23 protein-coding genes are annotated in these 20,596 nt (G+C 73.3%); 15 read left to right on the top strand and 8 right to left on the bottom strand.

Features of this window, described 5'->3' with window-relative positions; all coding sequences use genetic code 11:
- Window positions 1-129 precede the first annotated feature (129 nt).
- Window positions 130-582 (top strand): HIT family protein, encoded by a 453-nt coding sequence (locus IH44_RS0114265; RefSeq protein WP_030459896.1) that lies wholly within the window; start codon window positions 130-132, stop codon window positions 580-582.
- Between the two features lie 87 nt (window positions 583-669).
- Entirely contained in the window at window positions 670-1,218 is a 549-nt protein-coding gene (locus IH44_RS45410) for a DinB family protein (protein WP_030459895.1), read from the top strand.
- 7 nt (window positions 1,219-1,225) lie between these two features.
- Here the strand turns inward: IH44_RS45410 and IH44_RS0114255 are convergent, their stop codons facing one another.
- From IH44_RS0114255 to IH44_RS0114240, 3 genes are all read right to left on the bottom strand, one after another.
- Complete coding sequence (locus IH44_RS0114255) at window positions 1,226-2,344, bottom strand: DUF2332 domain-containing protein (RefSeq protein ID WP_030459894.1); 1,119 nt, start codon at window positions 2,342-2,344, stop codon at window positions 1,226-1,228.
- A 337-nt stretch (window positions 2,345-2,681) separates the two neighbouring features.
- Window positions 2,682-3,080 carry a hypothetical protein gene (locus tag IH44_RS42785; RefSeq protein WP_051816889.1) on the bottom strand — a complete coding sequence of 133 codons (399 nt, stop codon included), beginning with the start codon at window positions 3,078-3,080 and terminating at the stop codon, window positions 2,682-2,684.
- 907 nt (window positions 3,081-3,987) lie between these two features.
- Complete coding sequence (locus IH44_RS0114240; RefSeq protein ID WP_030459892.1) at window positions 3,988-4,590, bottom strand: hypothetical protein; 603 nt, start codon at window positions 4,588-4,590, stop codon at window positions 3,988-3,990.
- A 317-nt stretch (window positions 4,591-4,907) separates the two neighbouring features.
- On the opposite strand from IH44_RS0114240, the gene IH44_RS0114235 reads away from it, so the two are divergent.
- Window positions 4,908-5,936 (top strand): type IV toxin-antitoxin system AbiEi family antitoxin domain-containing protein, encoded by a 1,029-nt coding sequence (locus tag IH44_RS0114235; protein WP_051816888.1) that lies wholly within the window; start codon window positions 4,908-4,910, stop codon window positions 5,934-5,936.
- A gap of 22 nt (window positions 5,937-5,958) precedes the next feature.
- On the opposite strand, the gene IH44_RS0114230 is transcribed toward IH44_RS0114235, so the two are convergent.
- A complete protein-coding gene (locus IH44_RS0114230; protein WP_030459890.1) occupies window positions 5,959-6,549 on the bottom strand; it encodes an isochorismatase family protein in 591 nt (196 codons plus the stop codon).
- A 295-nt stretch (window positions 6,550-6,844) separates the two neighbouring features.
- Entirely contained in the window at window positions 6,845-8,158 is a 1,314-nt protein-coding gene (locus tag IH44_RS0114225; RefSeq protein WP_030459889.1) for a nicotinate phosphoribosyltransferase, read from the bottom strand.
- A gap of 161 nt (window positions 8,159-8,319) precedes the next feature.
- On the opposite strand from IH44_RS0114225, the gene clpS reads away from it, so the two are divergent.
- The 9 genes from clpS to IH44_RS0114185 all read left to right on the top strand — a co-directional run bounded on the left by clpS (window position 8,320) and on the right by IH44_RS0114185 (window position 14,327).
- Window positions 8,320-8,613, top strand: a complete 294-nt coding sequence (clpS, locus tag IH44_RS0114220; protein ID WP_030459888.1) for an ATP-dependent Clp protease adapter ClpS — start codon at window positions 8,320-8,322, stop codon at window positions 8,611-8,613.
- A gap of 42 nt (window positions 8,614-8,655) precedes the next feature.
- The gene (locus IH44_RS0114215) at window positions 8,656-9,231 is read left to right on the top strand and encodes a DUF2017 domain-containing protein (protein ID WP_030459887.1); all 576 of its coding nucleotides are present in this window, start codon (window positions 8,656-8,658) and stop codon (window positions 9,229-9,231) included.
- A gap of 231 nt (window positions 9,232-9,462) precedes the next feature.
- Window positions 9,463-10,905, top strand: a complete 1,443-nt coding sequence (locus IH44_RS0114210) for an amino acid permease (RefSeq protein ID WP_051816887.1) — start codon at window positions 9,463-9,465, stop codon at window positions 10,903-10,905.
- A gap of 20 nt (window positions 10,906-10,925) precedes the next feature.
- Window positions 10,926-11,357 carry a Mov34/MPN/PAD-1 family protein gene (locus tag IH44_RS0114205; protein ID WP_030459885.1) on the top strand — a complete coding sequence of 144 codons (432 nt, stop codon included), beginning with the start codon at window positions 10,926-10,928 and terminating at the stop codon, window positions 11,355-11,357.
- A gap of 140 nt (window positions 11,358-11,497) precedes the next feature.
- Window positions 11,498-11,611, top strand: a complete 114-nt coding sequence (locus tag IH44_RS49700) for a putative leader peptide (RefSeq protein ID WP_310794779.1) — start codon at window positions 11,498-11,500, stop codon at window positions 11,609-11,611.
- A gap of 115 nt (window positions 11,612-11,726) precedes the next feature.
- Window positions 11,727-12,005: a MoaD/ThiS family protein gene (locus IH44_RS0114200; RefSeq protein WP_014135950.1), complete on the top strand. Its 279-nt coding sequence runs from the start codon at window positions 11,727-11,729 to the stop codon at window positions 12,003-12,005.
- Window positions 12,005-12,973 (top strand): PLP-dependent cysteine synthase family protein, encoded by a 969-nt coding sequence (locus tag IH44_RS0114195; protein ID WP_030459884.1) that lies wholly within the window; start codon window positions 12,005-12,007, stop codon window positions 12,971-12,973. The genes IH44_RS0114200 and IH44_RS0114195 overlap by 1 nt, the downstream gene beginning before the upstream one ends.
- A 221-nt stretch (window positions 12,974-13,194) precedes the next feature.
- Entirely contained in the window at window positions 13,195-13,383 is a 189-nt protein-coding gene (locus tag IH44_RS0114190; RefSeq protein ID WP_030459883.1) for a MarR family transcriptional regulator, read from the top strand.
- Window positions 13,384-13,574: 191 nt separating this feature from the next.
- Window positions 13,575-14,327, top strand: a complete 753-nt coding sequence (locus tag IH44_RS0114185) for an MBL fold metallo-hydrolase (protein WP_030459882.1) — start codon at window positions 13,575-13,577, stop codon at window positions 14,325-14,327.
- Here IH44_RS0114185 and IH44_RS0114180 read toward each other — a convergent pair.
- Window positions 14,315-15,232, bottom strand: a complete 918-nt coding sequence (locus IH44_RS0114180; protein ID WP_030459881.1) for a branched-chain amino acid transaminase — start codon at window positions 15,230-15,232, stop codon at window positions 14,315-14,317. The two genes, IH44_RS0114185 and IH44_RS0114180, sit on opposite strands and share 13 nt — an antisense overlap.
- 182 nt (window positions 15,233-15,414) lie before the next feature.
- On the opposite strand from IH44_RS0114180, the gene IH44_RS0114175 reads away from it, so the two are divergent.
- Window positions 15,415-16,365 (top strand): helix-turn-helix transcriptional regulator, encoded by a 951-nt coding sequence (locus IH44_RS0114175; RefSeq protein ID WP_030459880.1) that lies wholly within the window; start codon window positions 15,415-15,417, stop codon window positions 16,363-16,365.
- A 4-nt stretch (window positions 16,366-16,369) separates the two neighbouring features.
- Here IH44_RS0114175 and IH44_RS0114170 read toward each other — a convergent pair whose 3' ends face one another.
- Both IH44_RS0114170 and IH44_RS0114165 read right to left on the bottom strand, forming a co-directional pair.
- On the bottom strand, window positions 16,370-17,623 hold the full coding sequence (locus tag IH44_RS0114170; RefSeq protein ID WP_030459879.1) for a PTS transporter subunit EIIC: 1,254 nt from the start codon (window positions 17,621-17,623) through the stop codon (window positions 16,370-16,372).
- A gap of 216 nt (window positions 17,624-17,839) precedes the next feature.
- Window positions 17,840-19,129, bottom strand: coding sequence for a PTS transporter subunit EIIC (locus tag IH44_RS0114165; RefSeq protein WP_030459878.1), 1,290 nt, complete (start codon window positions 19,127-19,129; stop codon window positions 17,840-17,842).
- Window positions 19,130-19,501: 372 nt separating this feature from the next.
- Between IH44_RS0114165 and IH44_RS0114160 the strand changes: the two genes are divergently transcribed.
- Window positions 19,502-19,735 (top strand): glucose PTS transporter subunit EIIB, encoded by a 234-nt coding sequence (locus tag IH44_RS0114160; RefSeq protein ID WP_014135942.1) that lies wholly within the window; start codon window positions 19,502-19,504, stop codon window positions 19,733-19,735.
- Between the two features lie 123 nt (window positions 19,736-19,858).
- Complete coding sequence (gene rph, locus IH44_RS0114155; RefSeq protein ID WP_030459877.1) at window positions 19,859-20,584, top strand: ribonuclease PH; 726 nt, start codon at window positions 19,859-19,861, stop codon at window positions 20,582-20,584.
- Window positions 20,585-20,596: the final 12 nt, after the last annotated feature.

Genomic DNA, 20,596 nt, shown 5'->3' with positions numbered 1-20,596 from the left:
GGGCTGCGGGGGAGGAGGAGCGGGCGGTGTGTGCGCGGGTGTTGGAGGGGGTGGTGCCGGGGTTGGTGCCGACGTCGGCGGTGTGTGAGGTGAACGTGGTGGGGCAGGGGGGTCGGTAGGGTCGGTCGTATGGGTGATGGGGTGGAGTGTTACGCGTGTGCCCGGGAGGGCGAGTTCGAGCGGTTGCCGCGGTACGAGCGGATCGCGGTGGACGAGCACTGGCGGGTGGTGCACGCGGTGGGTTGTGCGTTGCCGGGGTGGCTGGTGCTGCTGCCCCGGCGGCACCTGGAGTCGATGGCGGAGCTGAGCGGGGCGGAGGCGGCGTCGCTGGGGGTGTGGCAGGTCAGGTTGGCGCGGGCGCTGGAGGTGGTGACGGGGTGCCGGAAGGCGTACGTGGCGCAGTTCGGGGAGGCGGAGGGGTTCGCGCACGTGCACTTCCACGTGGTGCCGCGTGGGGAGGACTTTCCGGTGGAGTGGCTCGGGCCGCGGGTGTTCGGGCTGTTGAAGGCGGGGGAGCGGGCGGTTCCGGCGGAGCGGATGAACGAGCTCGCCGAGCGGTTGGCCGTGGTGCTGGAGGGCTGAGCGGGGCGGGGGAGTTGGCGGGATCTCGCGGGTGGGTGGCATTTCCGCTGCTGGCCGGGTGGCGGGCGGGGCGGCGATCCTGGGGGCATGATCACTCCTGACACCAAGGACTGGACCTGGGTCCTCGAACGTCCCTGCGCCGACTGCGGGTTGGACACTTCCGCGCTGCTCTTCGAAGCGGTGCCGGGCCTGGTCCGGGCCAACGCGGAGTTCTGGACGGCGCTGCTGGACGGCGGCGGCGCCGGTGGCGTGGAGGGGCTGCGCGAGCGTCCGGCTCCCGGGGTGTGGGCGCCGTTGGAGTACGCCTGCCACGTCCGGGACGTGTTCCGGACGATCGAGGGGCGGCTGCGGCTGATGCTGGCCGAGGACGGGCCGGTGTTCGCCGACTGGGACCAGGACGCCACCGCCGTCGAGGAGCGCTACCGGGAGCAGGACCCGGCCGTGGTGGCCGGTGAGATCGCGCTGGCGGCCGAGCGGCTGGCGGGCGTCCAGGCGGCGGTGCCGGCCGGCGGTCGGCAGCGGGCCGGGCAGCGCGGTGACGGTGCCCGGTTCACGGTGGAGTCCCTCTCCCGCTACACCGTCCACGACGTGGTGCACCACCGGTACGACGTCACCGGTGAGCGGCAGGGGAGTTGACGGTCGGTCAGTTCGGCTGGTGGAGGGCGGGGTCGTCCGGCGTCAGCGTCCAGGCAGGCAGGCCGTGCGGGAGGGCTTCGGCGAGTGTGCTGGTGGGGCCGGTGGCGAGGCGGGCGGTGAGCAGGAAGCGGTGTCCGTCGCCGACCCGGCGGGGTTCGAAGGCGAGGTGGAGGAACGGCGCGGACGGGGTCGAGGCGGCGGCGAGCCGGTCCAACTCGCCTGCTGTGGAACGCCATTCCTCGGCGGGGACGTACTGGCGCATGACCGAGTGCCAGACCACGGTCAGCGCGCCCGGCGCGGTCTCGACGCCGCGCAGGAACGCGGCCGCGCCGACCGCCTCGACCGGGGCTGGCGTCCGGGCGGCGAGGGCGAGGGCGCCGTTCAGCCGCCGGGAGCGCGGGAGTTGGTCCGCCCACAGGTAGGCGCGCAGGGCCAGCGCGCCGTCGGCGGAGCGCGGGTCGATCGGGGTCGGGTCGCAGCCGCGCCGGTCCGTCACCCGCTGGAGCGGGGCGTCGCGCAGCCAGGCGGGCGGCTCGCCGCGCCAGGCGTCGGCGAGGACGACGGGGGAGTCCGGCGGGCCGTACGAGAAGCCCTCGGAGGCGCAACGGAACTGCTCGGCAAGGAGGTTGAGGCCCGCGCTGGAGCCGAGCTCGTACAGCCGTACCGGCAGCGGGGGCGCGGCGGGGCCGGCGGGGGCGGCGAGTTGGTGCTGGGCCCAGGCGAGGCCGGTGAGCAGCAGGTTGGCGCGGCCGACCTCGTTGGTCTGCGGCGGGCGGGTGAGCCACTCGCGGACGAACGGCAGGTGGGCGGCGACGGCGGCGCGGAAGGCCGGCCAGGGGGCGTCCGGGTCGGCGGGGTCGAAGCGGCCGCCCGCGTCGGGGTAGTGCGCGGCGAGGTCGGGGGCCCGGCCGGACAGCACCAGGGCGTGGACGGCGCCGAGCAGTCGCAGGGCGACGGCGGTCGGGCCGGGGGCGTCCTCGTGCCCGGCGATCGCCGCCGCGCACGGACCGCCGGCGGCCAGGTCCCCGGCGGCCCGGCGCAGCAGGGCGGCGGACAGCGGGGAGCCCAACTCGGCGCAGGCCTCCGCCTGGTGGTGGAACATGGCCACGGCGTGGTCGAAGGACATCCGGAGGCTCCGTCTCGGTCCGGTGGGGCGGGTCGGCTCGCGTCGCAGGTCACGGCCCATGAGCGGTCCACGAGCGGCCCATGGGTGGTCCATGGGCGATCCCTGGGCAGTCCATGATCGGACGGCCCCATCCTTCGCCGCCTCCGTCCGCGCGGGTAGGGCGCCTCGGCGTGATGTCGATCACCGGTGCTCCGGGTACGACCGGCCCGGGCGGGTGCGCCCCGGGTGCGGAGGTACGCCACGGGCGGACGAGGCAGCGAGGGGGCGTGCAAGCGACCCTGTGCGCCCTGGTGGAGGCGCTGACGGGGGTGCGGGTGGGGGCGGGGGACCGGCGGGTTCACCAGTCGGTGGTGCGCCGCCGGTGGGTCTGGCGGAGCTGGCTGGTGATGCTGGCGGTGTCGCCGCCCATCACGTCCGCGATCTCGGGCGTGGCCAGGCCGACCACGTAGTGCAGGATCGCCAGGTCCTCGTCGCCCTCGATGTCGGGGCGCAGCCCGCTGGTCCCGGCGGCCCCGGCCGTGCCGTTGTGCTGCTCGGTGACGGTGTCGCGGAGGATCTGCCAGGCCTCGGCGGCCGGATTGGGGCTCTCCAGGACGGTGGGCCAGACCGCGGCGATCGCGTGCAGGGCGAGCCGGACCACCCGGTGGGCGGCGCCGGGCTCCTGGAACCAGACCCGGGCGTAGCTCCGGTAGCGCGGTTCGTGCAGTTCGCAGAAGGCGGCGAACTCGACGGACACGTACGGAAGTTCGGCGGATCGATCAGCGGATGCCGAGTCTGCGGCCGGGACATGACGGTCAGTCACATCAGCTGCCTCTCGATCTGGGTCCGGACGGGGAGCGTCAGCGCTCACTCTAGGCCCTCGGGCGGGTGCTGTGGGTGACAAGTCTGCTGAGATGCCCGGGGGTGGGCCTGATTCGGGTCGTTGTGTGACGGCGCGTCAGCAAATGCCGCCCACCCGATGCGCCCCCGAGGGCATCATCGCTGGTCGGAGGCGGTGTGTCGGCGGCAGCCGCAAGGGAGTTGGTGCGCCGCTGTAGGCCCTGCGGGTGAACGCGAAATCGGCGCCGAGCCTCACCTTCACGGGCGAATCCCGGACCGCGGGCATGACCACCATCACACGCCGTTCCGGCCGGACCGCCCCGGCCACCGGCCCCGCGACCGCCACCACCCGCCCGGCGGCACCCCCGGGAACCCGAAACTTTCACCGTCCGTCGGAGCGCGCTCTACGATCGCGCGCCCCGTACCGGCCGTGTTCCGGCGGAGGCGGCCAGGTTCGGGCTCGGCCCCGCTTCGGCCCTGGCTCGGATCCGGTTCGGCCCGGCTCGGCTCCGGCTCGGCTCCGGTTCGGCCCGGCTCGGTCCGTGCTCGGCTCAGGTCCGACCCCGGCCCGGTCGGGTCGGGTCGCGCCCGAATCACGCCCGAGGCGGCAGCCGGATCGCCGTCCGATCGCGGTCGTGCCGCGCCCCGGCGTCGGGCGGAGGAGCTGACGTGCCGTCAGGAAGCCTGCCAGCGGGGCAGGCGGGCCCTTTGGCGGGCCTCGGCGACCCCGGGGGCGTCAGGGGTTTCGCGGGCCCGGCCGGAGCCCTTCACGGCCTTCGCGCTCCCGGGCCGGACCTTCGCGCTGGGCGGGTCCGGCCCGGTCCTCAGTTCTCGCGTGCCGACCGGGCGGCGGTGTTCCCGTCGAACCGGACGGTGGCGCCCGCGCCCCCGGCGGTCCGGGCGGCGGCTTCGGCGCCGGACCGCGCCGCGGTCCCGTCCGGGCGTCCGGCGGCCTCGTCGGCGCGTGCCGCGGCCCGGGCGGCGGCACCGGCGGCGGCCTCGGCGGCCGCGCTCTCGGCGGCGCGCGCCGCGGCGGCCACGCTGTCGGGTTCGCGGCGGGTCTGCTCGGGAATGCCGGCGGTGCGGGGGTCGGTCCGGGGGTCGGTCCGGGCGGTGGTCTCGGCGGCCTCGACGCTCTCCCGGGCAGCCAGGTAGGCCTGCACCGCGGCGATGCCGTAGACCGGCTGGATGAGCTGGTGGCCCTTGAAGAAGGGCCGGGCGGGGGCGAATCCGGCGGCGGTGACCAGCTCGCGGATCTCGGTTATCTCTTCTTCGCTGCGCGCGGTGAAACGGACTTCCCAGCCCTTCTTGTACGTCCGTCCGTCCTCCCCGCCGCGTCTGGCGGGATCCGGCTGGCGGACGTAGCCGGGCAGGCGGCCGAGGCGTAGTCGGGCGGCGCGCTGGGCTGATGACTCGTCGCGGGGCATGTGCCCGATGGTAGGCAATTCGTGACGGCCGCCGACGCCAGCGGGCGTGACGTTGGGTGTGGGCTCGATCACTTCCGGTCAGGTTTCGCAGGTCGGCGGCGCGGACTCGGTCGGATCGCAATGCTGTGTCGATCCGATGAAAATCGGATAGTAGAAAACAAGTCCGATCTATTACGGCAACGGAGTGAACATCCGATACGCCGAATGGGTGAGGGTATGCGGACTTTAGTGCGGAGCAGTCCCGGTTTGACGACGGTTGCGTAACAGGTCGTCAGGTCGGACGCCGGGTGTCGGAGGCGAGGGGGAACGTGGACGGCATGAGCTACCGGATTCCGCAGCAGCCCGTGTCCCTCGAAGAACTCGCCCGGCGCCAGCAGAACGTGGTGACGGCCAGTCAGCTCCGCGCCCGCGGCGTCCCGGCCCGGATGGTGAGCGAGCACTGCCGCAGCGGCGGCCCCTGGCAGCGGCTGCTGCCGCGGGTCTACCTGCTGCAGGACGGCGCGCCGACGCCCGAGCAGCGGATGTGGGCCGCGCTGCTGTACGCGGCGCAGAACGGGCCGGCCGGGGACGGGGCCCGCGAGGGTGCGGTGATCACCGGCGCGGCGGCGCTCGCGCTGTACGGGTTCGTGTCGGTGCCGCGGCTGCCCGCGGTGCACGGGGTGGAGGTGCTGGTGCCCAGGCAGCGCCGGCTGCGGGACGCCGGGCAGGTGCGGATCCGGCGCACCGGGCGGGTGCTGGAGGCCCGCTCGGTGCACGGGCTGGCGGTCGCCCCGGTGGCCCGGGCGGTGGCGGACGCGATCAGCGAGTGGGCCGAGCAGGGCGCGTTCGAGTCCGGCCGGGTCGGCCCGGGGCTGCTGCGGGCACTGCTGCGCGAGGCGCTGGAGCGCGAGGGCGGCTGCCCGGCGGCGGAGCTGCTGGCCGAGCTGGCCGAGGCGCGGCTGCTGGAGGTGCCCCGGGTGCGGGCGGCGGTGGACGAGCTGCTGGCGGCGCGCCGGGAGGCCGCGTTCGCCGAGCTGACGGCCCTGGCGGCGGAGCGGGGCCTGCCCGTCCCGCTGCCCGGGCCGGAGCTGCGGATGCGCGGCGGCACCTACATCGCGGTGCCGGACCTGTACTGGCCGGAGGCGGCCGTGGCGGTGGAGGTGGACTCCGAGCTGCGCTGCGTCAGCGAGGGCGAGGCGGCCTGGGTGCGCGGCGGCCAGCACCGGATGGAGTACCTGGGCGTGCGGGTGGTGTACATCGGCTCCGCCCGGCTCGCCGCCGAACGGGACGCGGTCGGCGGCGAGTTGGCCGAGGCGTACGGGATCGGCGGCGAGAACGTGGTGGAGCTGGTGGTCACCGGGCGCTGAGGCGCCGGGAGTTGACGCCGCGTCAGCTGCGGACGACCGGGGTGCCGGTCAACTCGACGCCCGCGGAGCGCAGTTCGTCCAGCGCCTCGGCGGTGGTGGCGGGGGCGACGCCGGCCGTCAGGTCGAGCAGGACGCGGGTGGCGAAGCCCTCGCGGGCGGCGTCCAGGGCGGTGGCGCGGACGCAGTGGTCGGTGGCGATGCCGACCACGTCGACGTCGGTGACGCCGCGCTCGTTCAGCCAGTCGGTGAGGGTGCCGCCGTGCTCGTCGAAGCCCTCGAAGCCGCTGTACGCGGCGGCGTGCGCGCCCTTGGAGAAGACCGCCTCGACCGCGCCGGAGGTCACCGAGGGGGCGAAGTTGGGGTGGAAGCCCACGCCCTCGGTGCCGGCCACGCAGTGCGCGGGCCAGGAGCGGACGTAGTCGGGCTCGGCGGCGAAGTGCGGGCCGGGGTCGATGTGGTGGTCGCGGGTGGCGACGATGTGGGCGTAGCCGGGGGCGGACTCGGCGATCAGGTCGGTGATCGCGGCCGCGACCTCGGCCCCGCCGGCGACGGGCAGGCTGCCGCCCTCGCAGAAGTCGTTCTGCACGTCGACGACGATCAGGGCCCGGTGCATGGCTGGCTTCTCTCGTTCGGGTGGGGGTGCGGTCCAAAGCCCGGGGGTCTCGGCCGCGGCGGTGTCGGGGTGGTCCGGGCGGGGCCCGGACGGTACAGCGGTTGGCACTCTAGGCAGTGCGGGGCGGCCGCGAAAGTGCGGAAGGGCAAGGGCGGGCAAAGCCGGGCCGGGCCCGCCCGTCGCGTCCACCGTCCGGCCAGCTCGGCCCGGCCCCGTCCGGGCCTCTCGGTCCCGTATCAGGCCTGCTCGGCCCCGGTCGGGCCGCTCGGCCCTGCTCGCCCCGGCTGCCGCGGGCTCAGCCGGACAGCCGCTCGGTGGTGATGACCGGCTCGCCGCGGGAGAGCTGGGTGGCCGACAGCGGCAGCGCGGCGCGGGCCCGGCGGTGGCGGTCCCGGGCGGCGTCCAGCGGCTCGCGGCCGACCACCTCGCCGTCGGTGATCAGCGGGACGTGCAGCAGGTGCGGCTCCAGCTCGGCCGGGACGGGGCCGGTGCCGACCACCTCGGCCTCGGCGACGCCGTCCCGGTCGGGGCGCCGGGCGGCCCACTTGCGGCCGCCGACGCTGGTCTTGCCGCCGGCCGAGCGCTTGGCGACCGCGACCAGCTCGCCGCCGGGCGCCGACTCGCGGGCGACCAGCTTGTAGACCATCGCGCAGGTCGGGTGGCCGCTGCCGGTGACCAGGCTGGTGCCGACGCCGTAGCCGTCGACCGGGGCGGCGGCGAGCGCGGCGATCGCGTACTCGTCCAGGTCCGAGGTGACGATGATCTTGGTTTCGGTGGCGCCGAGCTCGTCGAGCTGGCGGCGCACCCGGTGGGCGAGCAGGGTCAGGTCGCCGGAGTCGATCCGGACGGCGCCCAGCTGCGGGCCCGCCACCTCGACGGCGGTGCGGACCGCCTCGCCGAGGTCGTAGGTGTCCACCAGCAGGGTGGTGTCGCGGCCCATCGAGTCGATCTGCGCGGTGAAGGCGTCCTTCTCGCTGTCGTGCAGCAGGGTGAAGGCGTGCGCGGCGGTGCCGGTGGTCGGGATGCCGTAGGTGAAGCCGGCCTCCAGGTCGGAGGTGGCGGCGAAACCGGCCAGGTAGGCGGCCCGGGCGGCGGCCACCGCGGACTGCTCGTGGGCCCGCCGGGCGCCCATCTCGATCACCGGGCGGTCGCCCGCGGCGGCGGTCATCCGGGAGGCGGCGGCGGCGATCGCCGAGTCGTGGTTGAGGATCGACAGGATCACCGTCTCCAGGATCACCGCCTCGGCGAAGCTGCCCTCGACGGTCAGCAGCGGCGAGCCGGGGAAGTACGCCTCGCCCTCGGGGTAGCCGTGCACGCTGCCGGTGAAGCGGTAGTCGGCGAGGAAGCGCAGGGTCTCCTCGTCCACCACCCGCTGGTCGGCCAGCCAGTCGAGTTGCGGGGCGGTGAAGCGGAAGTCCTCGATGGCGTCCAGCACCCGGCCGGTGCCGGCCAGCACGCCGTAGCGGCGGCCGTCGGGCAGGCGGCGGGTGAACACCTCGAAGACCGAGCGGCGGTGGGCGGCCCCGCTGCGCAGCGCGGCCTGCAGCATGGTCAGCTCGTAGCGGTCGGTGAGCAGCGCGGAGCTGCGGTGCGCGGTGATGGCGTCCATGGGGATGATGCTACTACCACTTAGCGTCAAAGTGACGATTTCTCTCCGCGGACCGTGTCGGACCGGGTCCGGCCGTGTCGGACCACCCTGATTCGCTCCTGGGTCCCTCGGATGGAAGCATGGGTCGGGGGGAATCCGAGGTCGACGAGGAGAGACGGACTGTGAGTGTCGCGCCGGTGGAGATCGAGCGCCCGGAGGTGGAGGGGGTTCCGGTCACGGAGCCGGACACGCCGTGGGTGACCATCGTCCACAACGACCCGGTCAACCTGATGAGCTACGTCCAGTACGTCTTCCAGAGCTACTTCGGCTACCCGAAGGACAAGGCGCACCAGCTCATGATGGACGTGCACCACAAGGGGCGGGCGGTGGTCTCCAGCGGCACCCGCGAGGAGATGGAGCGCGACGTGCAGGCGATGCACGGCTACGGCCTGTGGGCCACCCTGCAGCACGACTGACGGACCGTCACCCACCATCCACGAGGGACTGATTCCACACACATGGCCGGTTTGTTCGAGAGTGCGGACGGCGGTGGCGCGGCGATCGCGCTGGACGAGTTCGAGGCCTCCATCCTGCGCTCGCTGGAAGTCCAGATGCTGGAGCTGATCGGGCCGCCGCCCGGCGGCGGCAGCGACGACCCGCTGGCCGCGCTGTTCGCGGAGGGCCCCACCGAGGCCCCCGAGGACCCGGCGCTGCTGCGGCTGTTCCCCGACGCGTACGGCGGCCCGGACGCCCCCGAGGACCCGCGGACGGACGAGATGGCCGCCGAGTTCCGCCGCTACACCGAGCTGGACCTGCGGGCCCGCAAGCGGGACGACGCGCTGGCGGTGGTCCGGGCGCTGGACGGGCTGGGCGGCGCGGGCGGGGTGATCGAGGTCGAGGCGGGCGAATTCCCGCACTGGCTGGGCGCGCTGAACGACCTGCGGCTGACCCTGGGCACCCGGCTGGAGGTCGCCGAGGAGGACGACGAGGGCCTGTACCGGCTGCCCGACTCCGACCCGCGCAAGCCGCTGGTGATCGCCTACCTGTGGCTGGGCGCGATGCAGGAGAGCCTGCTGGAGGCGATGGCGGGCTGACCGCCGCCCCCGGAGCCCCGCTCCGGCGCCCCCGCCGCGCCGGTGCCGCTCCGGCGCCCCGTCGCGCCGCCGCCGCTCCGGCGCCCCCGTTTCGCTCATATTGTCCGATTGCTCAGGTAACGCTCAGATGTGAGCCGTTCCGGGGCTTTCGCATGGTTCACTGCTGCCTCCCCGGGAAGACGGGGCCCGTCGGCCGGCCGGTCGGCGCGGACCGGGAGGCGAGGCGGGCGGATGACGCAGCAGACGGCGGACGAGGCGGCCGGGGCCGTCCCCGACGAGGAGGGCTACCAGCGGGGCCTGGGCAGCCGGCAGATCCAGATGATCGCCATCGGCGGCGCGATCGGCACCGGCCTGTTCCTCGGCGCCGGCACCGCCATCTCCAAGGCCGGGCCCAGCCTGCTGCTGAGCTACGCGGTGGCCGGCGTGGTGATCTTCGTGATCATGCGGGCGCTCGGCGAACTGCTCACCTACCGCCCGGTGTCCGGCAGCTTCGCCGAGTACGCCCGGGAGTTCCTCGGCCCGTTCGCGGGCTTCGTCACCGGCTGGACGTACTGGCTGTTCTGGGTGGTCACCGGCATGGCCGAGACCACCGCCGCCGCCGTCTACGTCCGCTTCTGGGCGCCCGGCATCCCGCAGTGGACCACCGCGCTGGCCTTCCTGCTGGTGCTGTACGCCGCCAACCTGATCTCGGTGAAGCTGTTCGGCGAGATCGAGTTCTGGTTCTCGATGGTCAAGGTCACCGCCATCCTCGGGATGATCCTGATCGGCATCGGCGTGCTCACCCTCGGCTTCTCGGACGCCGGCGACACCGCCTCGATCACCCACCTGTGGCAGGACGGCGGCTTCTTCCCCAAGGGCGTCGGCGCCACCGTGATGACCCTGCAGATCGTCATGTTCGCCTACCTGGGCGTGGAGTTGGTCGGCGTCACCGCGGGCGAGAGCGAGAACCCGGAGAAGACCCTGCCGCGGGCCATCAACACCCTGCCGCTGCGGATCGCGCTGTTCTACATCGGCGCGCTGGTGATCATCCTGTCGCTGGTGCCGTGGACCGAGTTCCAGCCCGGCGTCAGCCCGTTCGTCGCCGCGTTCGGCAAGATCGGCATCCCGGCGGCGGCCGGCATCATCAACTTCGTGGTGCTCACCGCCGCGCTCTCCTCCTGCAACTCCGGGATGTACTCCACCGGCCGGATGCTGCGCGACCTGGCCCTGCGCCGGCAGGCCCCCGGGCGGCTCACCCGGCTCAACGCCCGCCGCACCCCCGCCGCCGCGATCACCGTCTCCTGCCTGCTGATGGGCGCCGGCGTGGTGCTCAACTACTGCGTCCCGGAACGGGCCTTCCAGTACATTACCTCGGTCGCCACCGTCTGCGGCCTGTGGACCTGGGGCGTCATCCTGGCCAGCCAGATCCGCTACCGCGCGGCCTGGAAGGCCGGCCGGCTGCCCGCCCCGACCTTTCGCGCCCCCGGCGGCAACTGGAGCCGCTGGCTCTCGCTGGCCTTCCTGCTGCTGGTCGCCGTCCTGATCGCGGTCGACCCCGACGCCCGGATCTCGCTGTACGTCTTCCCCGGCTGGGCGCTGTGCCTGGCCGTCGGCTACGCGGTGCTGCGCCGCCGCGACCCGGCCGCCGTGCACGCCGACCCGGACGCCCACCTCCACGCGGGGGACGGCAACTGACGCCTCGCTATCCTGGCCGCATGCTGACCATCACCCGAGAACTGCGCGACCGGATCGTCGCCCACGCCCGCGCCGACCACCCGGACGAGGCGTGCGGCGTGATCGCCGGACCAGCCGGCACCGGACGCCCCGAGCGGTTCATCCCGATGCTCAACGCGGCCCGCTCGCCCACCTTCTACGAGTTCGACTCCGGCGACCTGCTCAAGCTCTACCGCGAGATGGACGACCTCGACGAGGAGCCGGTGGTGATCTACCACTCGCACACCGCCACCGAGGCGTACCCCTCCCGCACCGACGTGAGCTACGCCTCCGAGCCGTTCGCCCACTACGTGCTGGTCTCCACCGCCGAGGGCGCCGGCGAGCAGGACCCCTACCAGTTCCGCTCGTTCCGCATCGTGGACGGCGTGATCACGGAGGAAGACGTCGAGGTGGTCGAGGCCCACCAGGGCTGAGCGACGCCCGCCCGGGGACGGGCCGTCCCGCCGTACCTCCACGCGGCGGAACGGCCCGTTTTCTCATTCCCCGGAACGCTCCCGACCGGATGCCGAGACAAGCATGTCAAAGCGGGGGCGGGAATCTATACGATGAGCCCATGCGTTCCGTCGATGTGAGCAATCAGGCCCCAGGCACCCGCCTCGTGGCGCGCCTGCACGTCGACCTGTGCCGGCTCGCCAGCGCGATCTGTCCCGGCACCGCCGCGCGCTGACCGGCGGCACCGACCGGCAAGCCCCAGACAGCACCCGCCCCGCGCCCCGGGGCCCTTCCCCCTGCCGCGCCCCGCCCGGCCCGGCAACCCGAACTCACTCCACAGGAGCGCAGCCATGGCCATCGAGGTCCGCATCCCGACCATCCTCCGTACCTACACCGACGGCGCCAAGGCCGTCGACGGCAACGGCGCCGACCTCGGGGAGCTCTTCACCGACCTCGACTCCCGGCACCCCGGCATCGCCGCCCGGCTGCTGGACGGCGGCGAGCTGCGCCGCTTCGTCAACGTCTACCTGAACGACGAGGACGTCCGCTTCCTGGACGGCATCTCCACCGCCCTCTCCGACGGCGACAGCGTCACCATCCTCCCGGCCGTGGCCGGCGGTATGAAGTAATGCGCTACGACAGCCCGATCGAGGCCATCGGCAACACGCCCCTGGTGCGGTTGCCGAGGCTCTCGGCCGGGATCCCCGGGAACGAGGACGGCCGGGTCACGCTCTGGGCCAAGCTCGAGGACCGCAACCCGACCGGCTCGATCAAGGACCGCCCGGCGCTGCGCATGATCGAGCGCGCCGAGGCGGAGGGCCGGCTCACCCCCGGCTGCACCGTCCTGGAGCCCACCAGCGGCAACACCGGTATCTCGCTCGCCATGGCGGCCAAGCTCAAGGGCTACCGGATGGTCTGCGTGATGCCGGAGAACACCAGCGAGGAGCGCCGCGAGCTGCTCCGGATGTGGGGCGCGGAGATCATCCCCTCGCCCGCCGCCGGCGGCTCCAACACCGCGGTGCGGATCGCCAAGGAGATCGCCGCCGAGCACCCCGACTGGGTGATGCTCTACCAGTACGGCAACCCGGACAACGCGGGCGCGCACTACGCCACCACCGGCCCGGAGATCCTCGCCGACCTGCCCACGATCACCCACTTCGTGGCGGGCCTGGGCACCACCGGCACCCTGATGGGCATCGGCCGCTACCTGCGCGAGAAGGTCCCGGGCGTGCAGATCGTCGCCGCCGAGCCGCGCTACGACGACCTGGTCTACGGCCTGCGCAACCTGGACGAGGGCTTCGTCCCCGAGCTGTACGACGCCGAGGTGCTCACCACCCGCTTCTCGGTCGGCTCGGCCGACGCCGTCACCCGCACCCGCGAACTGCTCCAGCAGGAGGGCATCTTCGCGGGCGTCTCCACCGGCGCGGTCGCGCACGCCGCGATCGGCGTGGCCCGCAAGGCCGCCAAGGCCGGCGAGCGGGCGGACGTGGTGTTCGTGGTCGCCGACGGCGGCTGGAAGTACCTGTCCACCGGCATCTACACCGCCGAGACCACCGAGGCGGCGGTCGAGGCACTGCAGGGCCAGCTCTGGGCCTGACGGCCCCGGGCGGCCGGACCACGGCGCGGCACCCCGACCCGGGGGCCGCGCCGTCCGCTTGTCCGATCATCGATCCGCTGTGACATCGCGGCATTTGTCCGTCCCGGGTGACCGCTTCGTCACGGAACGGTCACCGCGCCGGTCGCGCCCCGCCCCCCGGCCGGGGCCGCGCCAGGCTGGCGGCGCACCACTGGTACGCCGTCATCCCGGAGGTGGGCGCGATGCCCGGCCGAGAGCTCTGGTCCTACGTCGAGATCGCCCGGCACATCAACGTGCGGGCCGAGACCGTGCGCAACTACAAGCGGCACGGACTGCTGCCCGACCCCGACCACCTGGACGCCGCGGGCCACCCCCGCTGGTACCCGGAGACCATCCGCGACTGGGCGCTGGCCCGCCCCGGACGCCGTTGACGGCGCCCCTTCCCCGCCCTTCCCCGTCCTGGTGATTCCGCCCACAGCCCGGCACGGGAGAGGGGGCAAAGTGCCGCCCGGCCCTTACTCTCGACAGTCGAAGCACCGACGGAGACGAAGAACCCCGCCCCGCCCCACCGGCGGCGCGGACGGCCGCGGACGATGGCCCGACGGGGCGGGAAGGGCTCGGCATGAAACTGACCGTGGTGGGGTGCTCGGGGAGCTTCCCGTCCGTGGACTCCCCGTGCTCCAGCTACCTGGTGGAGCACGACGGCTACCGCCTCGTCGTCGACCTCGGCAACGGCGCGCTCGGCGCGCTGCAGAAGTACGCCGATCTGTACGAGGTGGACGCCGTGCTGCTCAGCCACCTGCACGCCGACCACTGCGTCGACCTGTGCGCCTACTGGGTGGCCCGCAACTACCGGGTCGAGGGCTGCCCCGACCCGCTGCCCGTGCACGGCCCGGCCGGCACCGCCGAACGGCTCGCCCGCGCCTACGACATGCCGGAGAAGCCCGGCATGACCGAGGTCTTCGACTTCCGCGACCTCACCGACGGCGCCCGCCTGGAACTCGGCCCGTTCACCGTCACCGCCGCCCGGGTCAACCACCTGGACTGCGAGGCGTACGGCTTCCGGATCGAGGCCGGCGGCCGCAGCCTGGTCTACTCCGGCGACACCGGCGTCTGCCCCGACCTGGTCGAACTCGCCCGCGGCACCGACCTGTTCCTGTGCGAGGCGGCCTACACGGACGGCAAGGAGACCTTCGACTCCATCCACCTCAACGGCACCCAGGCCGGCGAGCACGCCGCCGAAGCCGGCGCCGCCCGCCTGGTGCTCACCCACATCCCCCCGTGGACCGACGCCGAACGCAACCGCCGCGACGCCGCCGCCGCCTTCCCCGGCCCGGTCGAACTCGCCCGCGCCGGAGCCGTCTACGAGCTGTGAACCGGCGTCAGCCAGTGCCGGTGGCGGGGGTCGGCGCCGCTCACCGCGGCCCGATACGCCTCGGCCAGGCGCTTGGTCAACTCACCTTCCGCTGAAGGCAGTTCACGGTTGTCCAGGGAGGCGACCGGGACGACGCCGGCGGCCGTGCCGGACAGGAAGACCTCGTCGGCCGCGTACAGGTCGGAGCGCAGCAGGGGCTCGATCCGGACCTCGGCGCCCAGCTCCCGGGCCAGGGTCAGCAGGGTGTCCTGGGTGATGCCCTCCAGGGCGCCGGCGCTGGCCGGGGTGGTGCGCAGCACGCCGTCGCGGACCGCGAACACGTTCTCCGAACTGCACTCGCTGACCGTGCCGTCCGGGGCCAGCAGCAGGGCCTCGTCGAAGCCCGCGTCGGTGGCCTCCCGCCGGGCCAGCGCCGAGTTCAGGTAGGGGCCGGTGGCCTTCGCCGCCGGGGGGACGGTGTTGGGGTCGGTGCGCCGCCAACTGCTGGTCATCAGCCGCAGCCCGCGCCCCGCCGCCAGGTAGGCCGGCCACTCCCAGGAGGCGATCGAGACGCTGGTGGGGGAGTTGCGCATGTCCAGCCCCATCGAGCCGTAGCCCAGGAAGGCCAGGTGCCGCAGGTAGCAGGAGCGGTGGCCGTTGGCCGCCACCAGCGCCACCGTCGCCTCGGCCAACTCCTTTCGGCTGTAGGGGAGTTCGATGCGCAGCATGCGGGCGCTGCGCTCCAGCCGGGCCAGGTGCTCGTCCAGCCGGAACACCGCGGGCCCGTCGGCCGTCTCGAACACCCGGGTGCCCTCCAGCACCCCGGTGCCGTAGTGCAGGGCGTGGGTGAGGACGTGGACGCGGGCCTCCTGCCAGGGCACCAGCGCGCCGTCGAACCAGATCACGGAAGACTCGGGAATCGCCATGCCGCCATCCTGGGGACCCGGGCCCGCCCGGCGAAGGCCCCCGGCCGCGCCGGATCAGGCCATGGCCGCCACCGGATCCCCCGTCCCGGATGCCGGACGCCGTCCCCCGTCTCGGACGCCGGGCGTCTCGCATGCTGAAAACCGCGCTCCGCTCCCCGGCCGCGGGCCTAGGCTCCCGGAGGGTGGAGACCAGCACCGCCCTGTACGCCCGCCTGCTCGCCGACCCCGGCCTGCCGCTGGACTCCCTGCGTGACGAACTCGGCTGCGAGGAACGGGAGTTCGAGCGGGCGCTGGGTGAGCTGCGCGGCCTCGGGCTGCTCCAGCGGACGTCGGCGACCACCAGCGGGGTGGCGGCCGTCTCGATCGACACCGCGGTGCGCCAGCTGCTCGCCGACTCCGACCGCCGCTTCACCGCGCTGCTCGGCGAGGCCCGCCGCACCCGCGAGCGGGTCGAGCACCTGCACACCCGCTACCTGCCGCTGCAGAGCGGCGGCACCGCCCACGAACTGGTCCGCGGCGCCGACCGGGTGGCCGCGCTGCTGGAGGACGCCGCCCGGGCCGCCCGCACCGAGGCGCTGTCGCTGCGGCCGGGCCAGGACCAGTCCGAGAGCGGCCTGGCCGAGAAGCTCGCCCGCGAGCGGATCGCGCTGGCCCACCGGGTCACCCTGCGCACCATCTACCCGGCCGCCGCGCTGCACCAGGGCGCGGTGCTGGCCCACGTCCAGGCGCTGACCGGGGCGGGCGCGCTGATCCGGGTCGCGCACACCCTGCCGCTGTGGCTGATCGTGGTCGACGCGCACCTGGCCGTGCTGCCCGCGCCGGGGGAGCCGCCGGGCAGCGCGGCGGTGGTGGTCCGGGACCCGGCGGTGGTCGGCGTGGTCCGCGAGCTGTTCGAGCACTTCTGGGCGGCCAGCTGGATCCCGCCGGAGCTGCTCGGCCGCACCACCCCCGACGACCGCCACCGCGAGGTGCTGCGGCTGCTCGCGGCCGGCCTCACCGACCAGGCGATCGGCCGCAAGCTGGAGGTCTCCGACCGCACGGTGCGCCGCCTGGTCGCCGACCTGACGACGGCGCTGGGCGCGCAGTCGCGCTTCCAGGCGGGCGTGCACGCGGCCCGGCTGGGGTGGATCTGAGGGGCTACCCGTCCTCGAAGCCGTCGTCGTCCTCACGGCCGGGCGTCTTGAGGTCGAAGCGCAGGATGACGAACCGGAAGACCGTGTAGTAGACCGCCGCGAAGCACAGCCCGATCGGGACGACCAGCCAGGGTTTCGCGGCCAGGTTCCAGTTCAGCACGTAGTCGATGGCGCCCGCGGAGAAGGTGAAGCCGTGGTGCACGCCCAGCGCCCAGGTGACGGCCATGGACAGGCCGGTGAGCACGGCGTGCAGGACGTACAGGACGGGGGCGACGAACAGGAAGGAGAACTCGATCGGCTCGGTGATGCCGGTGGCGAAGGAGGTCAGGGCGAGCGAGAACATCAGGCCGAGCACGGCCCGGCGGCGTTCGGGGCGGGCGCAGTGGGCGATGGCGAGGGCGGCCGCGGGCAGGCCGAACATCATGATCGGGAAGAAGCCGGACATGAACTGGCCGGCGGTGGGGTCGTGCTGGAAGAAGCGGGTCTGGTCGCCGTGGAACTCCTGGGTGCCGACGGGGTAGGAGCCGGCCTGCTGCCAGAAGAAGGTGTTGGCGAACTGGTGCAGGCCGAACGGCAGCAGGGCCCGGTTGATCAGGCCGAAGACGCCCGAGCCGAGCGCGCCGAGGCTGATCGCCCAGGTGCTGAAGTGGTCGACGACCTGGCCGATCGGGCCCCAGCACAGGCCGAAGAAGACGCCGAGCGCGGTGCCGACGAAGGCCATCACGATCGGGACCAGCCGGCGCCCGTTGAAGAAGCCCAGCCAGTCGACCAGCCGGGTGCGGTGCAGCCGCTGCCAGAGGACCGCGGAGAGCAGCCCGACCACCACGCCGCCGAGCACGCCCGGGTCCTGGTAGGTGGCCTCGACGTCCCGGCCGGGCAGCACCTGGTAGTCGGTCTTGGGGAAGGCGGTGAGCACCTGGTGGTACGTCAGGAAGCCGACCAGGGCGGCGAGCGCGGTGGAGCCGTCGGACTTCTTGGCGTAGCCGATGGCGATGCCCACGCAGAACAGCAGCGGCATCCAGTCGAAGACGGCGTGGCCGGAGGCGGAGAAGACCTTGGCGACCCTGGTCCAGCCCAGGCCCTGGTCGCCGAAGACGTCCTCCCGGCCGAGCCGCAGCAGGATGCCGGCGGCGGGCAGGACGGCGATCGGCAGCTGCAGGCTGCGGCCGATCTTCTGGAGCGCCGCGAAGACCCGGGAGCGCAGCTCCCGGCCGCCGGAGGCCGCCGCGGGCCGGGGGTTCTGCGCGGTCGTACTCATAGCGGTGGTCCTCACGGCAGCGCGATCCTGGTCTAGACCACTTAAGGTCTCGTTCAGCTTTCTAGCACGCGCCGAACAGGGACCGGAACCCTCTTAAGGTTCGCCGGGGACAAGCGCCGCTGAATCGAAACCTTGCCGGATCGCCGCCGGGCAGCACGGCGCCCCCGGACGGGAGTCCACCTCCCGTCCGGGGGCGCGCGCGGCGCTGACCCGGGGTCAGGCCTTGGTCACGTCCTCGACCTCGTCGTCGTCCTCGCGGCCGGGCGTCTTCAGGTTGAACTTGGTGATGATGAACCTGAAGAGGAAGTAGTAGACCACCGCGAAGCACAGGCCGATCGGGATGATCAGCCACGGTTTGGTGGCCAGGCTCCAGTTGATGACGTAGTCGAGCAGGCCCGCGGAGAAGCTGAATCCGTCGTGGACGCCGAACCCCCAGGTGATCGCCATCGAGGCGCCGGTGAGCAGGGCGTGGACGGCGTACAGCAGCGGGGCCACGTAGGCGAAGGAGTACTCGATGGGTTCGGTGACGCCGGTGACGAACGAGGTCAGTGCGACCGAGGTCATCAGGCCGTAGATCTCCTTGCGCCGGTGCGGCTTGGCGGAGGCCGCGATGGCCATCGCCGCGGCGGGCAGCGCGAACATCATGATCGGGAAGAAGCCGGAGGTGAACTGGCCCGCCGTCGGGTCGCCCGCCAGGAAGCGGTTGATGTCGCCGTTGACGACCATGCCGTCCGGCTTGGTGAAGGAGCCGAACTGGAACCAGAGGAAGGTGTTCAGCAGCTGGTGCATGCCGATCAGCAGCAGGGCGCGGTTGGCGACGCCGAAGATGCCGGAGCCGCCGGCCCCCAGGTCGGCCAGCCACTGGGAGAAGTCGTTCATGCCGGTGCCGATCGGCTTCCAGACCCAGGCCATCAGCGAGCCGAACAGCAGGCCGACCAGGGCGGTGATCATCGGGACCAGGCGGCGGCCGTTGAAGAAGCCCAGCCAGTCGACCAGCCTGACCCGGTGGTAGCGCACCCAGAGCCAGGCCGAGAACAGGCCCATCAGGATGCCGCCCAGCACGCCGGGGTTCTGGTAGACGGTGCTCGCCGCCTTGCCGCCGGCGAAGTCGATGCACTGGTTGCCCTTGAGCACGGTGGGGGCCGGGCAGTCCTCGGGGAACGCCTGCAGGACGGCGTAGTAGACCAGGAAGCCGGCCACCGCGGCGAGCGCGGTCGAGCCGTCGGCCTTCTTGGCCATGCCGATGGCGACGCCGATGCAGAACAGCAGCGGCAGGCCCAGCGCGGAGTTGAGCAGGGCGCCGCCGGCCGCGCCGATGGCGGTGGCCACGTTGTCCCAGCCGAGGCCGTCCTTGCCGAAGATGTCCGGCTGGCCGAGACGGTTCAGGATGCCGGCGGCGGGCAGGACGGCGACCGGCAGCTGGAGGCTGCGGCCCATCTTCTGCAGGCCGCCGTAGAAGGTGTGCCACCAGGTGGACTGGTTCGCCGTGGCGCCTGTTGAACTCATCGTCGGCCCTCCGCTGCCGTTCCCGTTCCCCTCTGGGGATCCATCCGTGCGCGGGGCCAGGAACACCGGCGGACCGTCCTGCGTTGTCCCGAGTGCACCTAGAATTGGTGTAGACCACTTTCGGGGCAGTGGCGGTCCGCGGGTTCGAGAGCCCGATGATCGCCATCCTCCGGCGGGCCCAGAGGCGGCCGCGCGCTGAGGTAGCCCGAAAGTGGACTAACGTGGCATACCGTCCGGAATCGGGTGATGCTGGTTGCGCCGTCGGAAGGCGCGGCAAACTGATCCCGGGTCACCTCCGGCCGGCACCACCGCACACGCAGTACGGCACCCGGCGACCGACCGCCGAAGCGCCGAGACAGAGGGAGAAAGACCATGGCCAGCAAGGCTGAGAAGATCGTCGCCGGTCTCGGCGGAATCGAGAACATCGACGAGGTCGAGGGCTGCATCACCCGGCTGCGCACCGAGGTCCACGACGCCTCCAAGGTCGACGAGGCGGCGCTCAAGGCGGCCGGCGCCCACGGTGTGGTGAAGATGGGCACGGCCATCCAGGTCGTCATCGGCACCGACGCCGACCCGATCGCCGCCGAGATCGAGGACATGATGTGAGCTGAGCCTCCCCGCAGGCCCGCTCCACCCGCGACGGCCCGCCCGCCGGAGACCACCGGCCGGCGGGCCGTCGCGCGTGCGCCCCCGCCGGGGCCCCGCCCGCGACCCGATACGCTCGTGCCCATGTCTCGCATCGACGGCCGCACCCCCGACCAGCTCCGCCCCGTCACCATCGAACGGAACTGGAGCAAGCACGCCGAAGGCTCCGTCCTGGTCTCCTACGGCGACACCAAGGTGCTGTGCACCGCCAGCGTCACCGAGGGCGTCCCGCGCTGGCGCAAGGGCAGCGGCGAGGGCTGGGTCACCGCCGAGTACGCCATGCTGCCCCGGGCCACCAACACCCGCGGCGACCGCGAGTCCGTCCGCGGCAAGATCGGCGGCCGCACCCACGAGATCAGCCGGCTGATCGGCCGCTCGCTGCGCGCCGTGGTCGACCACCGGGCGCTCGCCGAGAACACCATCGTGCTCGACTGCGACGTCCTGCAGGCCGACGGCGGCACCCGCACCGCCGCGATCACCGGCGCGTACGTCGCCCTGGTCGACGCGGTCGCCTGGGCGCGCGGGAAGAAGCTGCTGCGCGCCAAGGGCCAGCCGATCACCGGCGGCGTCAGCGCGGTCAGCGTCGGCATCATCGACGGCGTCCCGATGCTCGACCTCCAGTACGAGGAGGACGTCCGGGCCGAGACCGACATGAACGTCGTCTGCACCTCCGACGGCCGCTTCGTCGAGGTCCAGGGCACCGCCGAGGGCGCCCCGTTCGACCGCGGGCTGCTCGACCAGCTGCTCGACCTCGGCAGCCTGGGCTGCGCCGAACTGGACGAGATCCAGCGCAAGGCCCTGGAGCTGTAGGAACCGCGACCG

Origin of the sequence: Kitasatospora sp. NRRL B-11411, assembly GCF_000721345.1 — a bacterium.
GTDB lineage: Bacteria > Actinomycetota > Actinomycetes > Streptomycetales > Streptomycetaceae > Kitasatospora > Kitasatospora cineracea.
Note: the sequence above shows the minus strand (reverse complement) of the source record. Positions and strands in the feature narration are given on the sequence as shown.

Excerpts from the sequence above, each read along its gene's own strand:
- IH44_RS0114180 (WP_030459881.1), bottom strand. The coding sequence starts at position 15,232 with ATGGCGATTCCCGAGTCTTCCGTGATCTGGTTCGACGGCGCGCTGGTG.
- IH44_RS0114230 (WP_030459890.1), bottom strand. The coding sequence starts at position 6,549 with ATGCACCGGGCCCTGATCGTCGTCGACGTGCAGAACGACTTCTGCGAG.
- IH44_RS0114165 (WP_030459878.1), bottom strand. The coding sequence starts at position 19,129 with ATGAGTTCAACAGGCGCCACGGCGAACCAGTCCACCTGGTGGCACACC.
- IH44_RS0114195 (WP_030459884.1), top strand. The coding sequence starts at position 12,005 with ATGCGCTACGACAGCCCGATCGAGGCCATCGGCAACACGCCCCTGGTG.
- IH44_RS0114255 (WP_030459894.1), bottom strand. The coding sequence starts at position 2,344 with ATGTCCTTCGACCACGCCGTGGCCATGTTCCACCACCAGGCGGAGGCC.
- IH44_RS0114170 (WP_030459879.1), bottom strand. The coding sequence starts at position 17,623 with ATGAGTACGACCGCGCAGAACCCCCGGCCCGCGGCGGCCTCCGGCGGC.
- IH44_RS45410 (WP_030459895.1), top strand. The coding sequence starts at position 670 with ATGATCACTCCTGACACCAAGGACTGGACCTGGGTCCTCGAACGTCCC.
- rph (WP_030459877.1), top strand. The coding sequence starts at position 19,859 with ATGTCTCGCATCGACGGCCGCACCCCCGACCAGCTCCGCCCCGTCACC.
- IH44_RS0114205 (WP_030459885.1), top strand. The coding sequence starts at position 10,926 with ATGCTGACCATCACCCGAGAACTGCGCGACCGGATCGTCGCCCACGCC.
- IH44_RS0114265 (WP_030459896.1), top strand. The coding sequence starts at position 130 with ATGGGTGATGGGGTGGAGTGTTACGCGTGTGCCCGGGAGGGCGAGTTC.
- IH44_RS0114215 (WP_030459887.1), top strand. The coding sequence starts at position 8,656 with ATGGCCGGTTTGTTCGAGAGTGCGGACGGCGGTGGCGCGGCGATCGCG.
- IH44_RS0114185 (WP_030459882.1), top strand. The coding sequence starts at position 13,575 with ATGAAACTGACCGTGGTGGGGTGCTCGGGGAGCTTCCCGTCCGTGGAC.
- IH44_RS49700 (WP_310794779.1), top strand. The coding sequence starts at position 11,498 with ATGCGTTCCGTCGATGTGAGCAATCAGGCCCCAGGCACCCGCCTCGTG.
- IH44_RS0114210 (WP_051816887.1), top strand. The coding sequence starts at position 9,463 with ATGACGCAGCAGACGGCGGACGAGGCGGCCGGGGCCGTCCCCGACGAG.
- IH44_RS0114160 (WP_014135942.1), top strand. The coding sequence starts at position 19,502 with ATGGCCAGCAAGGCTGAGAAGATCGTCGCCGGTCTCGGCGGAATCGAG.
- IH44_RS0114190 (WP_030459883.1), top strand. The coding sequence starts at position 13,195 with ATGCCCGGCCGAGAGCTCTGGTCCTACGTCGAGATCGCCCGGCACATC.
- IH44_RS0114225 (WP_030459889.1), bottom strand. The coding sequence starts at position 8,158 with ATGGACGCCATCACCGCGCACCGCAGCTCCGCGCTGCTCACCGACCGC.
- IH44_RS0114235 (WP_051816888.1), top strand. The coding sequence starts at position 4,908 with ATGAGCTACCGGATTCCGCAGCAGCCCGTGTCCCTCGAAGAACTCGCC.
- IH44_RS0114240 (WP_030459892.1), bottom strand. The coding sequence starts at position 4,590 with ATGCCCCGCGACGAGTCATCAGCCCAGCGCGCCGCCCGACTACGCCTC.
- IH44_RS0114200 (WP_014135950.1), top strand. The coding sequence starts at position 11,727 with ATGGCCATCGAGGTCCGCATCCCGACCATCCTCCGTACCTACACCGAC.